This window comes from Hydrogenophaga sp. NH-16 (assembly GCF_004006415.1).
In the GTDB taxonomy this organism is placed as follows: domain Bacteria; phylum Pseudomonadota; class Gammaproteobacteria; order Burkholderiales; family Burkholderiaceae_C; genus Hydrogenophaga; species Hydrogenophaga pseudoflava.
Genome location: NZ_CP029344.1, coordinates 2,925,521 through 2,945,343, shown reverse-complemented (window position 1 = coordinate 2,945,343; position 19,823 = coordinate 2,925,521). Strand labels below are relative to the sequence as shown.

General features: G+C 63.0%; 16 protein-coding genes and 2 pseudogenes. 5 read left to right on the top strand and 13 right to left on the bottom strand.

Going from position 1 to position 19,823, the window contains the following annotated elements:
* The first annotated feature begins 190 nt into the window (after positions 1-190).
* Positions 191-1,732, top strand: coding sequence for a 2-isopropylmalate synthase (locus DD542_RS14170; RefSeq protein ID WP_066151194.1), 1,542 nt, complete (start codon positions 191-193; stop codon positions 1,730-1,732).
* A 175-nt stretch (positions 1,733-1,907) separates the two neighbouring features.
* Complete coding sequence (locus DD542_RS14165) at positions 1,908-3,131, top strand: serine hydrolase (RefSeq protein ID WP_079365763.1); 1,224 nt, start codon at positions 1,908-1,910, stop codon at positions 3,129-3,131.
* A gap of 63 nt (positions 3,132-3,194) precedes the next feature.
* On the opposite strand, the gene DD542_RS14160 is transcribed toward DD542_RS14165, so the two are convergent.
* The 4 genes from DD542_RS14160 to DD542_RS14145 are packed head-to-tail and all read right to left on the bottom strand — an operon-like array spanning position 3,195 to position 5,907.
* Positions 3,195-3,998 carry an IclR family transcriptional regulator gene (locus tag DD542_RS14160; RefSeq protein ID WP_127806103.1) on the bottom strand — a complete coding sequence of 268 codons (804 nt, stop codon included), beginning with the start codon at positions 3,996-3,998 and terminating at the stop codon, positions 3,195-3,197.
* Between the two features lie 37 nt (positions 3,999-4,035).
* A complete protein-coding gene (locus DD542_RS14155) occupies positions 4,036-4,776 on the bottom strand; it encodes an arginyltransferase (RefSeq protein WP_127806102.1) in 741 nt (246 codons plus the stop codon).
* Entirely contained in the window at positions 4,773-5,546 is a 774-nt protein-coding gene (gene aat / locus DD542_RS14150; RefSeq protein WP_079365765.1) for a leucyl/phenylalanyl-tRNA--protein transferase, read from the bottom strand. The genes DD542_RS14155 and aat overlap by 4 nt, the downstream gene beginning before the upstream one ends.
* 4 nt (positions 5,547-5,550) lie before the next feature.
* A complete protein-coding gene (locus DD542_RS14145; protein ID WP_127806101.1) occupies positions 5,551-5,907 on the bottom strand; it encodes a VanZ family protein in 357 nt (118 codons plus the stop codon).
* A gap of 623 nt (positions 5,908-6,530) precedes the next feature.
* Between DD542_RS14145 and DD542_RS14140 the strand changes: the two genes are divergently transcribed.
* The 3 genes and pseudogenes from DD542_RS14140 to DD542_RS14130 form a co-directional block, all read left to right on the top strand.
* On the top strand, positions 6,531-7,883 hold the full coding sequence (locus DD542_RS14140; protein WP_127806100.1) for an integrase family protein: 1,353 nt from the start codon (positions 6,531-6,533) through the stop codon (positions 7,881-7,883).
* 73 nt (positions 7,884-7,956) lie between these two features.
* A pseudogene (locus tag DD542_RS14135) lies at positions 7,957-8,157 on the top strand (transposase); the annotation flags it as partial.
* A pseudogene (locus tag DD542_RS14130) lies at positions 8,133-8,639 on the top strand (transposase); the annotation flags it as partial. The pseudogenes DD542_RS14135 and DD542_RS14130, both read left to right, overlap by 25 nt.
* 431 nt (positions 8,640-9,070) lie before the next feature.
* Here the strand turns inward: DD542_RS14130 and DD542_RS14125 are convergent.
* The 9 genes from DD542_RS14125 to DD542_RS14085 all read right to left on the bottom strand — a co-directional run bounded on the left by DD542_RS14125 (position 9,071) and on the right by DD542_RS14085 (position 19,806).
* Complete coding sequence (locus DD542_RS14125) at positions 9,071-9,733, bottom strand: TetR/AcrR family transcriptional regulator (RefSeq protein ID WP_008905364.1); 663 nt, start codon at positions 9,731-9,733, stop codon at positions 9,071-9,073.
* A 135-nt stretch (positions 9,734-9,868) separates the two neighbouring features.
* Positions 9,869-11,062 (bottom strand): acyl-CoA dehydrogenase family protein, encoded by a 1,194-nt coding sequence (locus tag DD542_RS14120; RefSeq protein ID WP_008905365.1) that lies wholly within the window; start codon positions 11,060-11,062, stop codon positions 9,869-9,871.
* Between the two features lie 38 nt (positions 11,063-11,100).
* Positions 11,101-12,882: an acyclic terpene utilization AtuA family protein gene (locus DD542_RS14115; protein WP_127806099.1), complete on the bottom strand. Its 1,782-nt coding sequence runs from the start codon at positions 12,880-12,882 to the stop codon at positions 11,101-11,103.
* A 30-nt stretch (positions 12,883-12,912) separates the two neighbouring features.
* The gene (locus DD542_RS14110) at positions 12,913-13,404 is read right to left on the bottom strand and encodes a PaaI family thioesterase (RefSeq protein ID WP_008905367.1); all 492 of its coding nucleotides are present in this window, start codon (positions 13,402-13,404) and stop codon (positions 12,913-12,915) included.
* Positions 13,405-13,442: 38 nt separating this feature from the next.
* Positions 13,443-15,083: an MBL fold metallo-hydrolase gene (locus DD542_RS14105; protein WP_127806098.1), complete on the bottom strand. Its 1,641-nt coding sequence runs from the start codon at positions 15,081-15,083 to the stop codon at positions 13,443-13,445.
* 31 nt (positions 15,084-15,114) lie between these two features.
* Positions 15,115-16,545, bottom strand: coding sequence for a VWA domain-containing protein (locus DD542_RS14100; RefSeq protein ID WP_164868402.1), 1,431 nt, complete (start codon positions 16,543-16,545; stop codon positions 15,115-15,117).
* Positions 16,529-17,497 carry a MoxR family ATPase gene (locus DD542_RS14095; protein WP_127806096.1) on the bottom strand — a complete coding sequence of 323 codons (969 nt, stop codon included), beginning with the start codon at positions 17,495-17,497 and terminating at the stop codon, positions 16,529-16,531. The genes DD542_RS14100 and DD542_RS14095 overlap by 17 nt, the downstream gene beginning before the upstream one ends.
* A complete protein-coding gene (locus DD542_RS14090; protein ID WP_127806095.1) occupies positions 17,469-18,629 on the bottom strand; it encodes an acyl-CoA dehydrogenase in 1,161 nt (386 codons plus the stop codon). The genes DD542_RS14095 and DD542_RS14090 overlap by 29 nt, the downstream gene beginning before the upstream one ends.
* Before the next feature lie 13 nt (positions 18,630-18,642).
* Positions 18,643-19,806: an acyl-CoA dehydrogenase family protein gene (locus DD542_RS14085; RefSeq protein ID WP_127806094.1), complete on the bottom strand. Its 1,164-nt coding sequence runs from the start codon at positions 19,804-19,806 to the stop codon at positions 18,643-18,645.
* Positions 19,807-19,823: the final 17 nt, after the last annotated feature.

The following is a 19,823-nucleotide window of genomic DNA, read 5'->3' as shown; positions in this document are numbered from 1 at the left end:
CGTTGTGCTACATTGCTCTGTATGAAATCCGTTTCCTCCTCGCTACTACTGGGTGTCCGGCACGGGCAGGTCTGGTAACGCGCGAGTGATTTCCAACAACGGCCCGTTTGCACCCGCAGCGGGCCGTTTTGTTTTGGAACTGCGGGTTTTTTCAAGAGTGGTCCACGAGGCCACACACCGGAGAACTGAGATGAGCGACAAACTGATCATTTTCGACACCACCCTGCGCGATGGCGAGCAGTCGCCTGGTGCTTCCATGACCAAGGACGAAAAGCTGCGTATTGCACGTCAGCTCGAGCGGCTGAAAGTCGATGTGATCGAGGCGGGTTTTGCCGCCAGTTCCAATGGAGACTTCGACTGCGTCCAGGCGATTGCCAACACCATCAAGGACTCGACGGTCTGCTCGCTGGCCCGTGCCAATGATCGCGACATCTCTCGCGCCGCCGAAGCCCTCAAAGGGGCCAGCCGGGCGCGGATTCACACCTTCATCGCGACCAGCCCTCTCCACATGGAGAAGAAGCTGCGCATGACGCCGGACCAGGTGTTCGAGCAGGCCAAGCAGTCGGTGCGCTTTGCGCGGAACCTTGTCGATGACATCGAGTTCAGCCCGGAGGACGGCTATCGCAGCGACATCGACTTCCTCTGTCGGGTGCTTGAAGCCGTGATCAACGAAGGGGCCACAACGCTGAATATTCCTGACACGGTGGGGTATGCGGTGCCCGAGCTTTACGGCAACTTCATCCACACGCTGCGGGAGAGAGTTCCCAACTCCGACAAGGCCATCTGGTCTGTGCATTGCCACAACGATCTGGGCATGGCGGTCGCCAACTCGCTGGCCGGTGTGAAAATCGGCGGCGCTCGCCAGGTCGAGTGCACCATCAATGGACTGGGCGAGCGTGCAGGCAACTGCTCGCTCGAAGAGATCGTGATGGCGGTGAAGACCCGTCGCGACTATTTCAATCTGGACATTGGAATCGACACCACCCAAATCGTGCCAGCCAGCCGTATGGTCAGCCAGACCACCGGTTTTGTGGTTCAACCCAACAAGGCTGTTGTCGGGGCCAACGCGTTTGCGCACGCTTCGGGCATCCACCAGGATGGGGTGCTCAAAGCGCGCGACACCTACGAAATCATGCGCGCAGAGGATGTGGGCTGGAGCGCCAACAAGATCGTGCTGGGCAAACTCAGTGGTCGCAACGCGTTCAAGCAGCGCCTGCAGGATCTGGGCATCGAGATGGCGTCGGAAAGCGAGATCAACACGGCGTTTGCCGCGTTCAAAGAGCTGGCTGATCGCAAGAGCGAGATTTTCGACGAAGACATCCTGGCACTGTGCAGCGACGAGAGCGTGACCGCCGAAAAGGAACGATATGGCCTGGTGTCGCTGTCCCAGCGCAGTGAAACCGGTGAACGCCCTCATGCAGAGGTGGTGTTCACTGTCGAAGGCAAAGAGATCCGTGGCTCGTCCGATGGCAATGGCCCCGTCGATGCTTCGCTCAAGGCCATCGAGAGCCATGTCAAGAGCGGTGCGGAACTGGTGTTGTACTCGGTCAATGCCATCACCAGTGGTTCAACCGAAAGCCAGGGAGAGGTGACGGTTCGTCTGCAGCTCGGTGGCCGGGTGGTGAATGGGGTTGGAGCCGACCCCGACATCGTCGTGGCCTCTGCCAAAGCCTATCTGAGTGCTCTGAACAAACTGGAAAGCCAGGCAGAGCGGGTTGCTGCGCAAGGATAAAGCATTACAAATCAACCACTTGTAACGAAATCCTCGGATGAGGCTCCGAATAGCCGTGCATCTTCACGGTTGTTTTGGCGTTCACTGAGGAGTGCGTTACAAGCGTTTGATATTGCTAGTTTTTTTTCGTGCTCCTATACTTGGGCTCATCTTTGAGGTCGCTGGAGTGGAGTCCATGAAATTGTCCCGCGTACGATTTGTCACGCTGCTGCACTTGGTTGCGGTTGCCGTGATGTCGGTGTCCCTGGCGTTGCCGGTGACCGCGGAGGCGGCCTCCAACAAAGCCGAAAAAACCGCTCGCAAAGCGGATGCCCAGCCTGCCGAACGCAGCAAGCGCGCCAGCGTCACCAAACTGAGTGCGCGATCGGGCAAGAAGGAACTCTCCGCCAAGAGAAAGCAGGGGGCAAAGGCCACTCGTGTGGCCCGGTCTGATTCCCGGGCGAGCAAGCGCAAGCCCGAAAACAGCACCCGCTTGGCGAAGTCCCGCAAGTTCAGTGAAGCGAGGTATGTGCGTGGTGGTCGTCAGCCGGTGCGACTGGCTGCGCACCCGCGCAGCAGTACGGTGCGTCCGGTGGCGATGGAGCCCCGTTCTTCGATGGGTGAACAGATGGGGCTTCGGGCTGCTGGAGACCCTCTGGCTCTCAATTCAAGCGTTGCACTGGTGGTGGACCAGCAAACCAATGAGGTGCTGTTCAGCAAGAACGATTCTGCTGTCCTGCCAATCGCCTCGCTGACGAAGTTGATGACCGGGCTTGTGGTCACCGATGCAAACCTGCCCCTTGATGAGATGGTGACCATCACGTCCGACGACGTGGATACGGTCAAAGGCAGTCGCTCGCGATTGGCGGTGGGGACCACCCTGACGCGTCTGGAGTTGATGCACCTGGCGCTCATGTCCAGTGAGAACCGAGCCGCTCATGCTTTGGGGCGCACCTTCCCTGGAGGACTGGACCAGTTTGTGCGTCTCATGAATGCGAAGGCACGAGAACTGGGCATGCGCGACACCCGTTATGTCGAGCCCACTGGCTTGTCCAGTCTGAATCAGTCCAGCGCGCGTGATCTGGCGACTTTGGTGTCGGTGGCGTATCAACGGCCGCTGCTCCGCAGCCTATCGACCTCGCCGAGTCACCAGCTCGAACTGGGCCATAGGACACTGGAGTATCGCAACTCGAACCGATTGATTCGTGATCCCGACTGGGATATCGGTCTTCAGAAAACCGGGTACATCTCGGAGGCGGGGCGATGCCTTGTGATGCAGGCCCGTGTCGCAGGACGCCAGTTGATCATGGTCTTCCTTGATGCCACGGGCCAGCTGGGAAGGGCTCAGGATGCCGAGCGTGTGCGACGCTGGGTCGAGGCCCAACCAATGCACCAGGCGGCGGTGCGTCCGCAAGGGTGAGTCTCTTCTGCCGCCCCAACGGATAAAAAAGCGGCCCGCTTCGGGCCGCTTTTTGTTTGTGGATCAGCGGGCGACTGGCTGTGTGGCGAATCCTTTGGGACACCCCAAAGCAATCGAAATCTCTGCGGCTGTTGAGCGGAGTTTGGGAACCCAGTTTTCGTCGATGCGGTCGGCGGGCGCTGAAATCGACAGGCCAGCGACCAGACGGCACTGGTCGTCATAGATGCCAGCGGCCATGCAACGCACACCCAGTTCCAGCTCCTCGTTGTCGCGGGCCAGGCCTGCCATGCGGCACTGCTGCAACTCGCGTTCAAGATTGGGCAGCTGGGTCAGACTGTTGCGGGTGTTGCCGGCAAGACCGGTTCGGGTTGCATACGCGCGCACCCGTTGAGGTTCGTCGGCCGCCAGAAACAGTTTGCCCACCGAAGTCAGATGCAGCGGGGCACGCCCGCCAATGGCGCGTACTACCTGCATTCCGGACCGTTCGCTGTAGGCCCGTTCTACATAGACGATTTCATCGCCCTGCCGGACGCTCAGGTTGACCGGTTGCTGGATCAGCTTGTGAAGTTCCCGCATCGGAGCGAGCGCGGCATCCCTGACGCTGAGACGCGCTTTCACCAGGTTGCCAAGTTCAAGGAGGCGCATGCCGAGCCTGTAGCTTCCTGCCTCAGGGCGGTCCACGAAGCGGCCGATGGTCAGGTCGTTGAGAATCCGGTGTGCGGTTGAAGGGTGCAGGCCGGTCTTCTCGCTGATTTCCTTGAGCGACACCGGCTCTTCGCGGGAGGCGAGAACCTCCAGAAGATTGAACATCCGTTCTATGACCTGGACAGTCGGGGTGCTGGGCAGGGAGTCGTTTCGTTTTGTCATGGCCGCAATAGAGTTGCGGATATTTTACGAGATGAAATCAAGGCGCCATCACCCACTGCCCATCTCTGAGCAGTTCATGCGGTCTGAAGGCCGCCTTGTAGTTCATCTTCGAACTCTGCTCGATCCAGTAGCCCAGATACATGTGCGACAGGCCCAGCTCACGGGCCTGTTCTATCTGCCAGAGGATGCTGTAGGTGCCGTAACTGGCGCCCGCGTCGGATGGCTCGTAAAACGTGTACACGGCCGATAGTCCGTCGTTGAGGACGTCGACGATGGACACCATCACCAGACGGCTTGGACGGTCTGAGCGGGCGGGCTCACGGAACTCCACCAACCGTGAATTGACACGGCTTTGCAGCAGGAATTGGCTGTACTGGTCAATGCTGTCCTGATCCATGCCACCACCGGCATGGCGACTGTTCTGGTAGCGCAGGTACAGCTGGTAGTGCTCAGGTTCGAAACACAGTCCGAGAACCCGGGTCTCCAGATTGGCATGCCGGGCCATGGAGCGCCTCTGGCTGCGGCTGGCGCGAAACACGTTCACCGGAATGCGCAGCGGAACACAGGCATGGCAACTGTCACAGTGCGGGCGGTAGGTGAACACCCCGCTGCGCCTGAAGCCCAGGGTCACGAGGTTCGAATAGGCGTCGTTGTGGATCAGGTGACTTGGCGTTGCCACCTGCGAACGGGCCTGTCGGCCGGCCAGGTAGCTGCAGGGGTAGGGCGCCGTGGCGTAGAACTGCAACGCCTGCAGCGGAAGTTCTTTCAGGTGCGTCACGCTGTTGCGTCAGGGCCTGTGATGAGGTGGTTCCAGTATACGGGCTCGAATCGCCACACCGGTGCACGGTGGGACGTGGTCTTTCGCAGGTGCTGGCTGAAGTCGGTCCTTGGCATCAGGGTTGCACCGAGTGATGCCAGATGAGAGGTCTCCTGCTGACAGTCGATGAGGGGAATTCCATTGGCCAGGCAGAATGCGACCAGTCCGCACATCGCCAGTTTGGAGGCATTGCTGCGGCGGCTGAACATGGACTCTCCGAAAACCATGGCACCGAGATTGACGCAGTAGAGCCCGCCAGAAAGCTCTCCATCGATCCAGGCTTCCACGCTGTGCGCATGACCTGCGGAATGCAGCTGCAGATAGGCCTGGATCATGGGCTGCAGAATCCAGGTGCCCGCCTGATCTTTGCGGGGCGTATGCGCACAGGCCCGGATCACGCGCTCGAAGTCGTGGTCGAACCGGATGACCAGTCGCTGGTCCAGCAGAAGCTTGATCAGCGTCTTGCGAAGCGAGCGGTGCAACCTGAACTGGTGCGTGCGGAGCACCATCCGAGGGTCGGTCGACCACCAGAGGATCGGCTGCCCCGCGCTGTACCAGGGGAAAATGCCTTCGCTGTACGCGCGCAGAAGGGTGTCAACGTCCAGAGCCCCTCCTGCTGCCAGCAAGCCTGGCGCGGGGTCGGTCGCGCCCCAGGCGCGTTCCACCGCTGGGAATGGATCGCCCGGCTCCAGCCATGGGAGTTCCGGAGTGAACGTGGGGGTGGACGACATGCGCCTATTGTGGGCGGGATCGCTGCGACCAAGGCAGGGGCATTGCGAGCAACAGGGCGCCCAGCCACACACCCACGGCATCGGCCACCAGGTCGAACAGATCGCCGTTTCTCCAGCCTGTTGCGGACTGGGCTACCTCAATCAAGGCCCCGTAGACCAAGAGGCCGACCAACACTTTTCCCCGCGGCCTCTGGTAAGCGAGTCCGCCCAGCAGGGCCAGCAGCAGGAAGCCTCCGGCGTGCTGGGCCTTGTCCCATATGTTGAACACCTGCGCAGGCAGTTCGGTCGCGGGCACGAGCGAGAGGGTGCCCATGAGGACCACGGCTGCCCAGAAGGCGGCTTTTAACAGGAGGCGGTTCATGTGAGGCGGCACAGCCGTTGTTGAAGGTCGTTTCAGACAACAAAAGCACTTGGGCCAATGACCTGAGTGTCCTTTGGGTGCTCCCCGCCCTGGACTCGACCCAGACACCGTAGATCAGCCGTAGGCGTTCAGAGCATCTATTCGAGATTCCCCGGAATTATGAGGGGCGCCATGTCCACGGCGGGAGGTGAATGCGCTTAGGGATGCCGCGAGCGCAAAGCGAAGAGGTCCCGATTCCCCGAGAGGCAGATCGCGTGTTCGCGCGGGGCCGTCATCCAGACGGGGCCGTCGATCATCGAAGCCGGGAGCGTGTGCGTCCGAAGGCCGGCCTCAGAACACTGCTGGCGGCCAAAACAGCGCCCGTCAACCAGAAAATAAAAAAGCCAGCAGGCGAATGCTTGCTGGCTTTTGTGTTTTTGGCTCCCCGACCTGGACTCGAACCAGGGACCTGCGGATTAACAGTCAGTATAAACCGGATTTTCTGGGACGCTATGGGACGTCCTGGGACGATATAAAACCATTCTAAATCAATAGGTTACAAGAATTTGTTGTTTCATGCAGTCCCGCTCGGTAGCATTTGAGCTCAGGATTTTTCGGACACCAGTCGGACACGGAACACGCACATGCCGCTCCTCACGGTCAGAGCGATAGAAACCCACAAAGCCAAAGCGCAGCCCTACAAGCTCACGCTCGACCGAGGCTTGCAGTTGCGCATCGCGCCAGATGGCGTTCGCACATTGTTGGTCCGATACACCGTCAAAGGCTCTGATGTTGAGCGCCAGTATCGATTACCGCAGGAGTATGGGGAAGGTCCGGGCCAGATGAAGCTGGCCACGGCCTGTGCCGAGGCCGCTCGCATCCGGGCGCTGGCCCGCGACGGCGTGGACTGGCCAGCCCAAGAGGAGGCGCGTTTGCGGGCAGAGACAGCTGAGCGCGAGCAACTGGACCGGCAAGAGGGCATGACCGTGGCCAAAGCACTCAGCGAGTACGTCGACAAGAAGCGGCGGGCAAAAGATGGTCTGCCACTGAAGGCCCGTACAAAGGCTGACTACCTGGCCATGGTCGAACCCGGGGAAGTAACCAAGACGGGAAAGAAACTGGCTGACGGGTTGCTATTTCAGCTCGCAAACAAGCTGCTGGTGAAGCTCACTTCCGATGACATTCGGGACCAGTATTCGTCACTGCTCAAGCGGTCAAAGCGGCAAGCAGACTATGCGATGCAGGTGCTGCGAGCGGTGATGCGATGGCATGGGGTTGTGGTGCCAGGCAACCCATTGGGACGCGATACAGCAGGGCGTTATCGGATCGTGCTCACTCCAGCGAAGGGGAATCCGGCTCCCATCCCCCCGGAACGACTCGGCGCCTGGTGGCGGGTGAGCAGCAAAGCCCCCTCACAAATCGCAGCCGACTACTACCGTTTTCAGTTGTTAACCGGGTGTCGTGGAGGTGAGATTCATGGCGACAAGCGCTACAACTACCCGCCGATCAAGGTTAGTGACGTTGACTGTGATGCCGGAAAAGTCGTTCTGCGGGACACAAAGAACCGTAGCGACCACAAGCTGCTCCTGTCCCGACAGGCGCTGGAAATAGCTGCCAAGCACTGCGTAGGCAAGAAGCCCGAGGATGTGTTGTTCTCGATCACCGATGCCCGAAAAACGCTGAAGTGGATCAATGCGAAGGCAAAAACCGATGTGCAAGGACATGGCTTGCGCGATACATTTGCCAGCATCGCTGAAGAGCTGGTGTCAGGTGGTTTGCTGAAGCGAATGCTCAACCACTCGGTCGCAGGGGATGTGACCTTGGGGCACTACGTGGGCAAGAGTGAAGCGCAGTTGCGCGCCGGATGGCAGACGGTAGCTGACTTCATTGAGGCTGCGGCTCTGCAGCCAACGCCTGATGATGTGAAGGTGGTCTCTGGCGCCGCCACTGTGCGCGACTCAGTAGGTACCTCTGCAGGCATAGGTCTAGCCAGCTAAGTTCTAAGAACTTATCCGTAAATAGGTAAAATAGCAATCCGAGCCGCAGCGAACGCGGTGTCGGAGTGAGGTGTTGAGCAAACGAGTTGATTCCTGGGTGGTAACGGATGAGTTCTGGCAGCGCGTGGAACCGCTGGTTCCTCAGCGCGCGTTGGTGCCGGGCAAACAGTACGTTCGCAAGCCTGGAGCAGGTCGGCCGGCGAAGCCGGCGCGCCAGGTGTTCGAGGCCATCGTGTTTGTGTTGCGCACAGGCTGCCAGTGGAAGGCACAGCCAGCGAGTTGCGCTTCATGGGCCACACGCTGATGGAGAACCGCCATGGCCTGGTGGTGGGCGCCATGGTCACGCAAGCCGATGGCTACGCTGAACGCGAAGCGGCCAAAGCCATGGTAGCCCAAGCGCGTCAACGCAACCCCGAGACCGAGATCACACTGGGTGCCGACAAGGGTTACGACGCAGCGGAGTTCATCGAGGCCTTGCAAGAGAAGAAGGTCGTGCCCCATGTGGCACAGAACAAGTCGGGCAGAACGTCAGCGGTCCCGGATGCCATTGCCACCAGCGAGGGCTACGCCATCTCGCAGGAAAAGCGCAAGCTCATTGAACAGGGCTTTGGTTGGGGCAAGCTCATTGGTCCGATTCGTCAGGTGATGGTGCGCGGGGTCAAGAAGGTCGGCCTGCTCTTCACCATGACCATGGCTGCCTACAACCTCGTGCGCATGCGCTCCCTGGGACAAGTCCGTCTGGAGGTTGCGCAGTGAGCGCCAGATGAGCGTAAAAAGCCCTGCAAATGCGTAAAACAGCCCCCCTGGATGGCGCATGGCGCGATCGCGACCGACCAAACCATCCGAAACTGGCTCATCGTGCTGAGGCGGTCAGCTTCGGCAGGGGTATTTCAGCAGCCTGCTAAGATCTTTGCCCGCCTGATCTGATGACGTCGAATCTCACCCGCCTGTGAATCCATCTGGTAAACCTGAAAGACGCTCTTTGCGATATCCAGGCCAATGATGGGGAGCGATGCTGCTTCGAACATGATGAACCTCCAAAGTGGGGTGGAAACACCCTCACTTTGGCATCCGCTGCCTGTTCAAGCCAGAGACCGTGATCGAGTGCACTGCACAGCACGTGATAGGTGGGGTGACCATGCCATCTGACTGGCTCAGAAATTCGAGGGGACTTCAGGCTAACAAAATCAAGTCCGGATTGCCGGGGGGGCTTGTATGCACAGGGCTACCACTGCGTCGGTCAGGGCATCAATCGAGATTCCCTTTTTAGGATTGAACCACAGCGCTGACCCGTTCAATAGTCCAAAGATCAAATGGCGCGCAAGCGACACCTCGCCATGCAAGCAGCCGGTCGACGCGAGTTCTTGGAGCACGGGCGTCCATGTCGCTTCGTAGTCACCTTGCAGCTTCGCGATGACGTTGTGCTGCCTTGTGTTGAGAGAGCGGGACTCGTAGAGCACCGCATGCATGAAGTCGCTGCTTGGCCCCAGTAGCGTATCGAAATGCGATCGGATCAATTGCCGCAGCGTAGTCGCAGCGTCATGTTCGGCAAGGAGCACGATCGTCTGGCGCGCCAGCGCGCTACGCATGCCTTCCTGCATCACCTCATACAACAGCGCATCCTTGCTTTTGAAGTGACAAAACAGTGATCCGGAATGCATGCCAACGGCGCAGGCGATGTCGCGCGTGCTCGTGCCGTTGAAGCCGTTGCGTCGAAACAGTTTGGCCGCAGCCTTGACGATATCTTGGCGGCGGTTGCCTTCATTTCGCTCTTGCGGCGTCTTGCGTGGGCGGCCTCGCGGCCGCTTGGTTGCTGCGAAAGTGGGAAGGGAGCGCGCGGCACACATCATGCGCAAACGAGTAGCGACGCCTGCCAAAGGTGCCGGTTCGTAAGCTCAGGCCAGCCCGAAAGCGGCGGACGGAGGCCTTGACCGTGTTGCGAACCTTGGTCCGGCTGGTCGGCGCCGGGGATGACGGCCATCGGCTCAGTACGACTTCGGCAAGCCCAGCACATGTTCGCCGATGTAGTTGAGCAGCATCTCGTTGTTGATGGGCGCGATTTCCAGCAGGCGCACCATGGGCCACAGCGTAACGATGTCGTAGTCGCGGTCGAACCCGTAACCGCCGTGGGTTTGCAGCGCGGCCTCGACGGCGGCTACTGCCGCTTGCGAGCCTAGCAGCTTGGCCATGTTGGCATGCGCACCGGCGTCCTCGCCGGCGTCGAAGCGCTCGGCGGCGTTGTAGGTCATCAGGCGCGCCGCCTCGATTTGCGCCTTGGCCTGCGCCATGCGGTGCTGCAGCGCCTGGTAGGAGCCGATCGGCTTGCCGAAGGGCTTGCGATCTTTCGAGTAGGCCACCGCCTTGGCCAGCGCATAGTCACCCAGGCCGATGGCGGCGCCGGCGGCCAGCAGGCGCTCGGAGTTCAGGCCTTCGAACATCAGCTTGGCGCCCTTGCCGGCTTCGCCGATCAGCGCGTCGGCGGGCAGTTTGACGTTGTCAAAGAACACCATGTACTGGCGCTCGGCGGTCTCGACCTGGATGTTGAGTTGCGTGAGCTGGATGCCGGGCGTTTTCATGTCGAGCACGAACAGCGAGATGCCTTCGGTGCGGTTTTTCACCTCGCCTGCCTTGGTGGTGCGGGCAATCACCAGCATGTAGTCGGCATCGCGCGCGCCAGAAATGAAGACCTTCTGGCCATTGAGCACCCAGCCATCGCCGTCCGATGTGGCCAGCGTGGTCATGGCAAAGCTGTTGGTGCCGGCATTGGGTTCGGTGATGGCAAAGCACAGTTTCTTCTCGCCGGTGCAGGTGGGCGTGACGAACTTGCGGATTTGCTCGGGTGTGCCGTTGCGCATGATTGGCACCCGGCCCAGGCCGGTGACGACCAGAAACAGCGTGGGAACGCCGGCCAGCGCCAGGGCTTCATTGAGCGCGGTGATCTCCAGCACGCCGCCGCCTGAGCCGCCGTACTCTTCCGGAACCGACAGGCCTAGCAGGCCGAATTCGCCGAGCTTTTGCCACAGCTCGTCGGGGAAGCGGTCTTCCTTGATGCACTGCAGGATGTAGCTGCGTGGGTACAGGGTGGTGACGCCGCGGGCGGCTTCCTGCACGTCGCGGATGCGATCACGCAGGGCTGCGGAAGCGGTGTTGGCAATGGCGGTGGTGGCCGGGGTGTTCATGGTTTGTGTCTCCGTCTTGGGTTAGTGGGTGAACGTTCTCAAAGAGCCATGTCGGCTGGAATGGGTACCGGAAAATCGAGCAGCATCTGCGCAAAGGCTTTGCCCTGCGAGTCCATGCGAACCGAAGCGATGCCGCCGCCGCCCAGGGCTTCGTGCATCAGAAAATTCAGCGCGTGCGTGCCGGGCAAATCGAAGCGCTGCACGCTGCCCTTGACGAGGTGGGCGAACCAGGCCGCCACCGCCTGCTCGCTCAGGGCGGCGCGGATGAAGGGCAGGTAATCGGGCTGGCGCGCCAGGATGCCGATGTTGGCGGCGTCGCCCTTGTCGCCGCTGCGGCCCCAGGCCAGCTTCACCAGCGGCACTATCCGCGTGCCGCGCGCATAGGCGTCGGCGGCAGGCAGCGGGCCGCCGACCTGGGGCAGGGTCGCCGGATCAAACGCCTGGCCGTGCCATGGCGGTGCCGCCACGGTCTGGTCGCCCATGTCGATGCGCGCGGCCACCTGGGTCTTGGGGATCAGACAGGAAAACAGCCGAACCACTGGTTGCACCTTGGGTCGGCCACCGGTGAAGCCCGTGATGGCCGGGGCCGACATCAGGGCCATCGGCGCCACTTCGCGCGAAAACAGTTCGAGCGCGTCCTTGACCGGGTGGCGCACGCCGACCTTGAGCATCACTTCGCGCGCATTGGGCCGCGCGTGGGGGCCGTAGGTATCTTCGGCGCCGATGGCCTCGACACAGGTTTCGGTGAAGTCGGGCCAACCGCGCTGCGCATAGTGGCGCCGCATGCGCGCCAGTGTGGCGGCGCCCACGCGCTGCGCCTTGGCGCCGGCATCGATGCCGCCGATCATGAACAGGCTCATGGCCCGAAAGCCGTCGGCGTAGGTGACGCTGACTTTGGCCTGATCGGTCGGAGGGAGGCCGCGCGCGCCCTTGACCTCGACGCGGTCGGGGCCGATCTGCGTCAGCGTCACGCCGGTGAAGTCGCACACCACATCGGGCAGGATGTAGGCGCGCGGGTCGCCGATTTCATAGAGCATCTGCTCGCCCACCGTGGAGGGGCAGACCAGCCCACCCGAGCCTTCGGGCTTGGTGATGACGAAGCTGCCGTCGGCGCGGCACTCGGCGACGGGAAAACCCATGTCGTCCCAGCCCGGTACCGACTCCCAGTCGGTGTAGTTGCCGCCGGTGGTCTGTGTGCCGCACTCGATCAGGTGGCCGGCCAAGCTGCCCTGCGCGAGCAGATCGTGGTCGGTGGCGGCCCAGCCAAAGGCATGGATCAGCGGCGCCAGCGTGACCGCGCTGTCGACGCAGCGGCCCGTGACCACGATGTCGGCGCCGGCATCGAGCGCCGCGGCGATCGGGAAGGCGCCCAGATAGGCGTTGGCGCTCATGACCTTTTGTGGAAAGGGGCTGCCCGCGAACATCTCCTGGGTGTTGGCCGAGCGCAGTGCCTCTACCTGAGGCATCAGGTCGTCGCCCAGCACGGCGGCGATTTTCAGATCGACACCTTCGGCCTGGGCTGCCGCCACCAGCGCGGCGCGGCAGGCCGACGGGTTGACGCCGCCGGCATTGGCAATGACCTTGATGCCGCGTGATTTGATCTCCTTCATCAGGGGCTGGAGGGTGGTCACGAAATCCGGTGCATAGCCCAGTGCCGGATCCTTGGCCTGGGCGCGGCTGAGCAGCGACATGGTGATTTCGGCCAGGTAGTCGAACACCAGGACGTCGATGTTGCCGTGCTGCACCAGTTGGGCGGCGGCGAACTCAGAGTCGCCCCAGAAGCCCGAGGCGCTGCCAATGCGAAGGGTGTCTTTTTTCATGAATGTCTCCAGTTGATTGGGGGAGTGGGGTCAGCGCGGGGTGGTGGCAAGACTGCGTGGCCAGAACACGCGCCAGATACCTTTGGCTGTGGCGCAGACGGTGCCATGGGCATCCAGGAACTCCCCTTCGGCAAATGCCGTCGTGCGGCTGATGCGCACCACCTTGCCGCGCGCCTCAAAGCTATCGCCCAAGGCAGCGTTGAGGAAGGTGATGTCGAGGTTGATCGTGAACTGGCGCAGCTCGAAGGGGTCAATGTCGGCCGCCTCAGGCATGTCCAGCAGCGAGGAGATGATGGCCCAGCCCAGCGCGCCGTCAAACATATAGGAGATGACGCCGCCATTGATCACGGTGTCCGAACCGCCGCCGCCGCGTTGGGTGGGGAGGGCTTTGGGCAGTCGCACAATGGCTCTGCCCACGCCTGTTTCTTCCACTTCCAGCCCTTGCGCCTTCAGAAAGGGGTTGTCGTTCCAGCTTTTCTTGTAAGCGGCGATGCGGTCAAGGTGGGGGGCGTTGGCATTCATATGGGGTTCCTGAGGCTTGTTTAAAAATCGTAGGGGATTCAAAGCATCGCCAGTTGTTCGATGCGTTGCACATGGGCCGCCAACGAACGGCGCGCCAGTGGCCAGAGCGCTGCGGGCGTGTCGTCATAGGCGAGTGGCAGCCAGTCGTCCAGGCTGCCTTGCGGGACGGCGCGCATGGCCGCCAGCACCTTGGCCTCGCGCCGCAGGCGGTGCGCCTTGAGCTGCGCAATGGACTGCGCCGCCCAGCCGATGACGTGGCCGTGCGCCGGCAGGATGAATTCGATACCGTCCTCTTCGCAGGCCTGCGCCAGGCGGTCCAGCGAATCGAGGTAGGCGCTCATGTCGCCGTCGGGCGGGTCGATGATGGTGGTGCTGCCGCTGAGAATGTGGTCGCCCGAGAACAGCAGACCGTCTTCTTCGAGGATGAGGCAGAGGTGGTTGGCGGCGTGCCCTGGGGTATGGACCACGCGCAGGGTGCTGTGGTGCTCGCCATCGTGCAGCATCAGGCGCTCGCCGTCGGCCAGCGCGCGGTCGGGGGCGAAGGCTGCCGTGGAGCGGGCGGTGGCGGCGCTGGCCAGGCCCAGCACGGGCGGCGTACGGCCCGTCAGGCGGGCGCAGGCCTGGGCCAGCGGCCGTGCGGCGGGGGAGTGGTCGGCGTGCGAGTGGGTGCAGACGATGGCCGTGATCTGGCCCGCCGTGAACGCCAGCAGGCGCTCGATATGGTCGTTCAGCAAGGGGCCCGGATCGATGACGATGTAGCCACTGGCCGCGTCACCCACGATGTAGCTGTTGGTGCCGGGGCCGGTCATGACGCTGGCGTTGGGGGCGGTGAGGCGATGCAGGTGCCGCAGCAGGGGCACCGGCCGTTCGTGCTGCCAGTCCAGCGCATGTTCCAGTTGTCCGGATGGGCACACCAGCGCGAGCTCGGCGTAGGGCAGGTCCTGCTCCATGAAGCGCTGCGGTTGACCGCCGACCAGACCACCACGGGGGGTGGAGTTCCACAGTGGTTCGTCCTCGGTGCAGGCCGCCAGGGCCTGCCCGGCCTGTTCGAAGGCCGACAGCCAGTGCAGGGTGCGGATGGTGGGGAAGATCATGAAGAAGTTGCCGGCCTGGTGCTGCGCCAGCGCATCCTGGGGCCGGACCCAGACCGGCTCGAACTGCTCCATTTCGTCGGCCACCGGTTCCTGCTGGTCGGGCATCAGCGCAGCGAAGAAGACGGTGTCGAAACGCTTGGGCACGCTGCGGTCGGTGGTCCAGCAGGCCAGCATGCGCGCCTGATCGACCGCCAGTGACCAGCCCTGGGCTTGCAGTTGCGGGTACAGCGCCCGGCTGCGGTCCAGCGCTTGAAGGTGGGTGCGGGTGATGGGCCTGCCATCGGCCTGCACGGCCAGCAGGATGCCCAGTTCCTCGAAGGTTTCCCGCAGCGCCGCCAGCGCCGCCGTGCGGTAGCGTCCGCCCGCGTCGGGGGCGCGCGCCAGCGTGTGTGTCTGGTGGTCGTCGGCGTCCACTCGCCCGCCGGGGAACACATAGGCGCCGGGCAAGAAGCTGGCGTTTGGCGAGCGCCGGGTCATCAGCACTTCGACGCCCAGCGCTCCGTCACGCAGCAGCAACAGGGTGGCCGCTGGGTGCGCCACGGCCGGTTCTTTGCGGGGGTGCAGTTGCAGGGTGGGGCGGGCCATGGCGGTGTTCCTTGCGCGGGGGATGGGGGCTCTACGCGCTGGCCGAATGGGTGCGCAGCAAGGCGTCGAGTGTGCTTTCCAGGTGGGTGAGGGAATTGCATTCGCGCGCGATGTGGCAATAGGGCGCGTAGCGCTTCATCTCCGAATCGCCCAGGCCCCAGAACGAGGTGGGCTCGGGATTGAGCCAGATCACCCGGCGCGCGCGCTCATAAAGCTGCTTCATGACCTCGACATGCGCCTCGCCGCGGTTGTTGCGCGCGTCGCCCAGGATCAGCACCGTGGTGCGGCGGTCGATGTCGCCCAGCAATTGTTCTTCAATATCGAGCAGGGTTTGACCGTAGTCGGTGCCGCTGCCGCCCACGGCCTGCATCACTTTGTCGACCGCTTGCTCGACCGGCAGCAGCTCGAAGGTGTCGCTCACGTCCACCAGGTGGTTGGTGAAGGCGAAACTGCGCACGTCGCTGACCTGCTCGCCCAGGCTGTGCAGGAACAGCAGCAGAAAGCGCGCGTACTGGCGCACCGAGCCGCTGACGTCGCAAATGGCCACCACGCGTGGCCGGTCCACCACCTTGGAGCGCCAGAAGGTCTCGAACATCACGCCGTCGTAGGCCGCGTTCTTGCGCAGGGTCTTGCGGAAGTCGAGCTGGCCGCGCACCCGCTGCTTCTTGCGCCGCGAGTGGCGATCAGCCAGCCGCTTGGCGATTTTGCTGACGATGACGTGCATGCGCGCGAAATCGCGCTTTTCGATGTTGGAGAGCTTTTGCGTTTGCAGGAAGTCGTCGTGCAACTGGCGCGTCGGGGCCGTGCCGAAGAGCGCGAGTTTGCGTTCGACAAAATTGCGAACCTCCTCGAACAATTTCTTGCGCGCCAGTTCAAGCTCCTTGGCGCGCTCGGGCGCCAGCGTCTGGCGTTTGGCGTCAGAGATTTCGCGGTCCAGCAGTTCCAGGCCCATGGCCTGCTGGATCTTCTGGGTGTAAAAGCCCTTTTGCGTGAAGAACCAGATGTCGGTCAGGCCCACCTCGCGCGCGGCTTCCTGCATGCGCTTGGCCAGCGCCGCCGAGTCGCCCGACAGCAACAACTGCGACAAGGCCTGGCCACCGCTGCCCTGGCAACCGCCCGGCCCGCCGGAGCCGGTGGCTGTCTGGTTTTTGGGGCTTTGCTCGGGCGGGTCCTGCGCTGGTGTGGCGTCGGCGCCGGGTTGGACGCCGGGCCGGACCGCGCCGCCAGGGGCTGCCAGGTTTTCAAAAGAGCTGAAACGAAAGAAATGGTCAAAGGCCTCGTCGAACAGGGCGCGGTCGACCGTGGTCTTGGCCAGCGTGGTGCCCAGCGCGCTCTTGAGCAGGGCGCGGTCGCTCCAACCCACCAGTTCGACGGCACGCGCCGCATCGACCTGGGCGTTGAGATGGATTTCAAGGTCGCTGCCGCGCAGCGCCTTGAAAAAGTCTTCAAGCGTGGCTTGCACGGGGACTCTCCGCATCCTTGCGCGCTTGTTGCAGCAGGGTGGACATCTGCGCGTTGGCGGTGGCGATGTCTTGCTCGAACTTGAGGAAGACATTGAGCGTGTCGCGCACCACGTCCAGGTTCAGGTGTTCGGCGTGCAGCAGCAGCAGCGTCTTGGCCCAGTCGATGGTTTCGCTGACCGAGGGCAGTTTTTTCAGGTCCAACTGGCGCACCGCCTGGATGAAGGCCACCAGCTCCCGGTTCAGTGTTGCCGACAGGCCGGGCACGCGCCGCTCCAGGATGCGCCGCTCCAGCGCGGCTTCGGGGAAGGAGATGTGCAGGTGCAGGCAGCGGCGCTTGAGCGCGTCGCTCATTTCGCGCGTGTTGTTGCTGGTGAGAAAGACGAGGGGCTTGACCTTGGCCTTGATGGTGCCGAGTTCGGGTACCGAGACCTGGAAGTCGGACAGCACTTCGAGCAGGAAGGCCTCGAATTCGGGGTCGGACTTGTCGATCTCGTCGATCAGCAGCACGCAGCCGCGCTCCTGGTGCAAGGCCTGGTAGAGCGGGCGCGGTTCGAGGAAATGCTCGCTGAAAAACAGGTCGTCGTGCGCATGCAGCTTGTCCATGGAGGCGGCCAGGCCGACGGCGCCCTGCATCATCTCGCCCAGCTTGTCCTTGAGCAGTTGCGTGTAGAGCAATTGCTTGCCGTATTTCCACTCGTACAAAGCCTTGGATTCGTCCAGGCCTTCGTAACACTGCATGCGGATCAGGGGCACGTCGAGAATCTCGGCCATGCCCTTGGCCAGTTCGGTCTTGCCGACGCCGGCCGGGCCTTCGACCAGGATCGGCTTTTCCAGGTTGAAGCCCAGGTAGACCGAGGTGGCGATTTCGCGGCTGGCGATGTAGTCGACCGAGGCGAAGGCTTTGGAGACTCGGTCAACGGAATCAAAGTGGGCTTGGTGCAGTGTTTTCATGGGTTGTCGTTGATTCCAAAAGGGTTTCTCCGGCCTGGAATTGCCGGGATTCGGCGATGCTGCGGGCGATGCCCTGCACCAGGCGCAGGTCGCGCGCCAGGGTGAGCAGGGCCGGTTCATGGTCGTCCAGGGCTGCGGCAAAGGATTCACAGGCGCCTTGCCAGCGATCAAACAGGCGGCGCGCGCCCAGGTTGAACGCCGCCAGCGCCTCGTCGGGCCCGTGCTGGTCCAGGTGCTGGGCGGCATGGCGTGCCACGGGCGAGAGGGCGTCGAGTTCGAGTTGCAAGCCACCCAGCTCCCGGGTCAAAGCCGGCGTGCGGGCTGCATGGCGAAACCAGCGTGCCAGGGTATCCAGCTCGGCTTGCATGGCGCCGAGCATCGGGCCCAGCAGCAGCGCGTCTTCGATCGCGCGCAGCGGCCGAGCGATGGTGTCGAAAGCCTGTCCAGGCTCGCCCAGGCGCTGGCTTTCCGGCACCCGGCAGCCGACCAGGCGCAGGCCGCAATGGCCCAGCGGCGCCAGTCCGCGCACTTTGTCGTCCAGTTCGCGGGTCAGGCCCGGTGTGTTGGCCTCAACGACGAAAGCATCGAAGCGCTTGCGCCCTTCTTTTTCGCCGCTGACGGCCAGCACGATGATGGCATCGGCGGCCGGGCCGTTGCTGACGAAGGCCTTGTGGCCGTCAAGAAGCCAGTCGTCGCCGTCCCGTACCGCCCGGCAGCTCAGGTGTTTGGGGTGTGCGCCGGTGCCGGGCTCGGAGATCGCGAGTGCCAGCAGGGTGTCGCCGACCGCCATGGATTGCAGCAGCGCACGATGCCGGTCGCTGCGCAGATTCGGCGACAGCACGAAGCGCGCCAGCATTTGCTGCATCATCCACGCCATGCCCAGCCCCAGACTGGCGGATTCCCGGGCGACGATGCCGGCCAGCGCGCTGACCAGCGCGGAGTCCGCTACGGGCGCCCCACCGTCGCTGTCGAAGCCCACGCCGAGCAGGCCACTGGCGCCGAGGTGGCGCCACCAGGCGCGGGGGAAGCCGTGCGTGCAGTCAGGCGCTGGCGCGTTCGCCAGGGCCAGGCGCATGGCCTCGGGCAGCGCCGGGTCCGACTTGGGTTGCTCAGGGGATTGAGAGCGGCTCATAGGTCCATCCAGATCAGGCGTAAAACCCGAGCTGTCGCGCCGCCAGGTCGCGCATCACTTCTTCGGCGCCGCCACCGATGGCGTTGACCTTGACTTCGCGGTAAATGCGCTCCACCTTGACGCCGCGCATGAAACCGGCGCCGCCGTGCAGTTGCACCGCCTCGCTGGCGCAATAGGCCATGGTCTGGGTGGCCTGGTTTTTCAGCAGGCAGATTTCGCCCACCGGCGTGTCGCCCTGTTCGACGCGCCAGGCGAGCAATTCCAGCATGGCCTGGGTCGCCTCGACGCGCATGGCCATGTCGGCGAGTTTGTGGCGGGTGACCTGCTGGTCGATCAACTTGCCGCCAAACATCTCGCGCTCACGCGACCAGGCCAGCGCCTCGTCCAGGCAGACACGGGCAAAACCGTTGGCGCCGGCGGCGAGAAAGATGCGCTCGCGGTTGAAATTCTTCATGATGGCTTTGAAGCCCTGGTTTTCCACCCCCACCAGGTTCTCCACCGGCACGCGGCAGTTGTCGAAATACAGGGTGGCGGTGTCGGAGCACCACCAGCCCATTTTTCTCAAGGGCGTTTGCGTAAAGCCGGGCGTGCCTTTCTCGATCAGCAGCAGCGACACGCCGCCCGGCCCCGGCCCGCCGGTGCGCACCGCCACGGTGTAGAAGTCGGCGCGCATGCCGGAGGTGATGAAGGTTTTCGAGCCGTTGACGACGTAGTGGTCACCATCCCGGCGCGCCGTGGTCTTGAGGTTGGCCACGTCCGAACCGCCGGAGGGTTCGGTGATGCCGAGTGCGCTGATCTTCTCGCCCCGCAGCACCGGCGGCAAGACGCGCTGCTGGAGCGCCTCGCTGCCCACGTTGACGATGGGCGGGCAGCCGATGGTGTGCGACAGCAGACTCGCCAGCACACCGCCAGCACCGCAACGCGCCAGTTCCTGCGCGGCGATGATGGTCATGAACAGGTCGCCGTCGTTGCCGCCATGGCTTTGCGGAAAACCCAGGCCCAGCAGGCCGATTTCGGCCGCCTTGCGGTACAGATCGACAGGAAAGGACTCGGCTTCGTCCCAGGCATCCACGTGCGGACTGATTTCTCGGGCGACGAAGCGGCGCATCGCGTCGCGGAACGCCAGGTGCTCGGGCGTATAGAAGGGACTCTTGGCAGGCAGGGTTTCGGCAGGCATGGGTATTACTCCTCGTG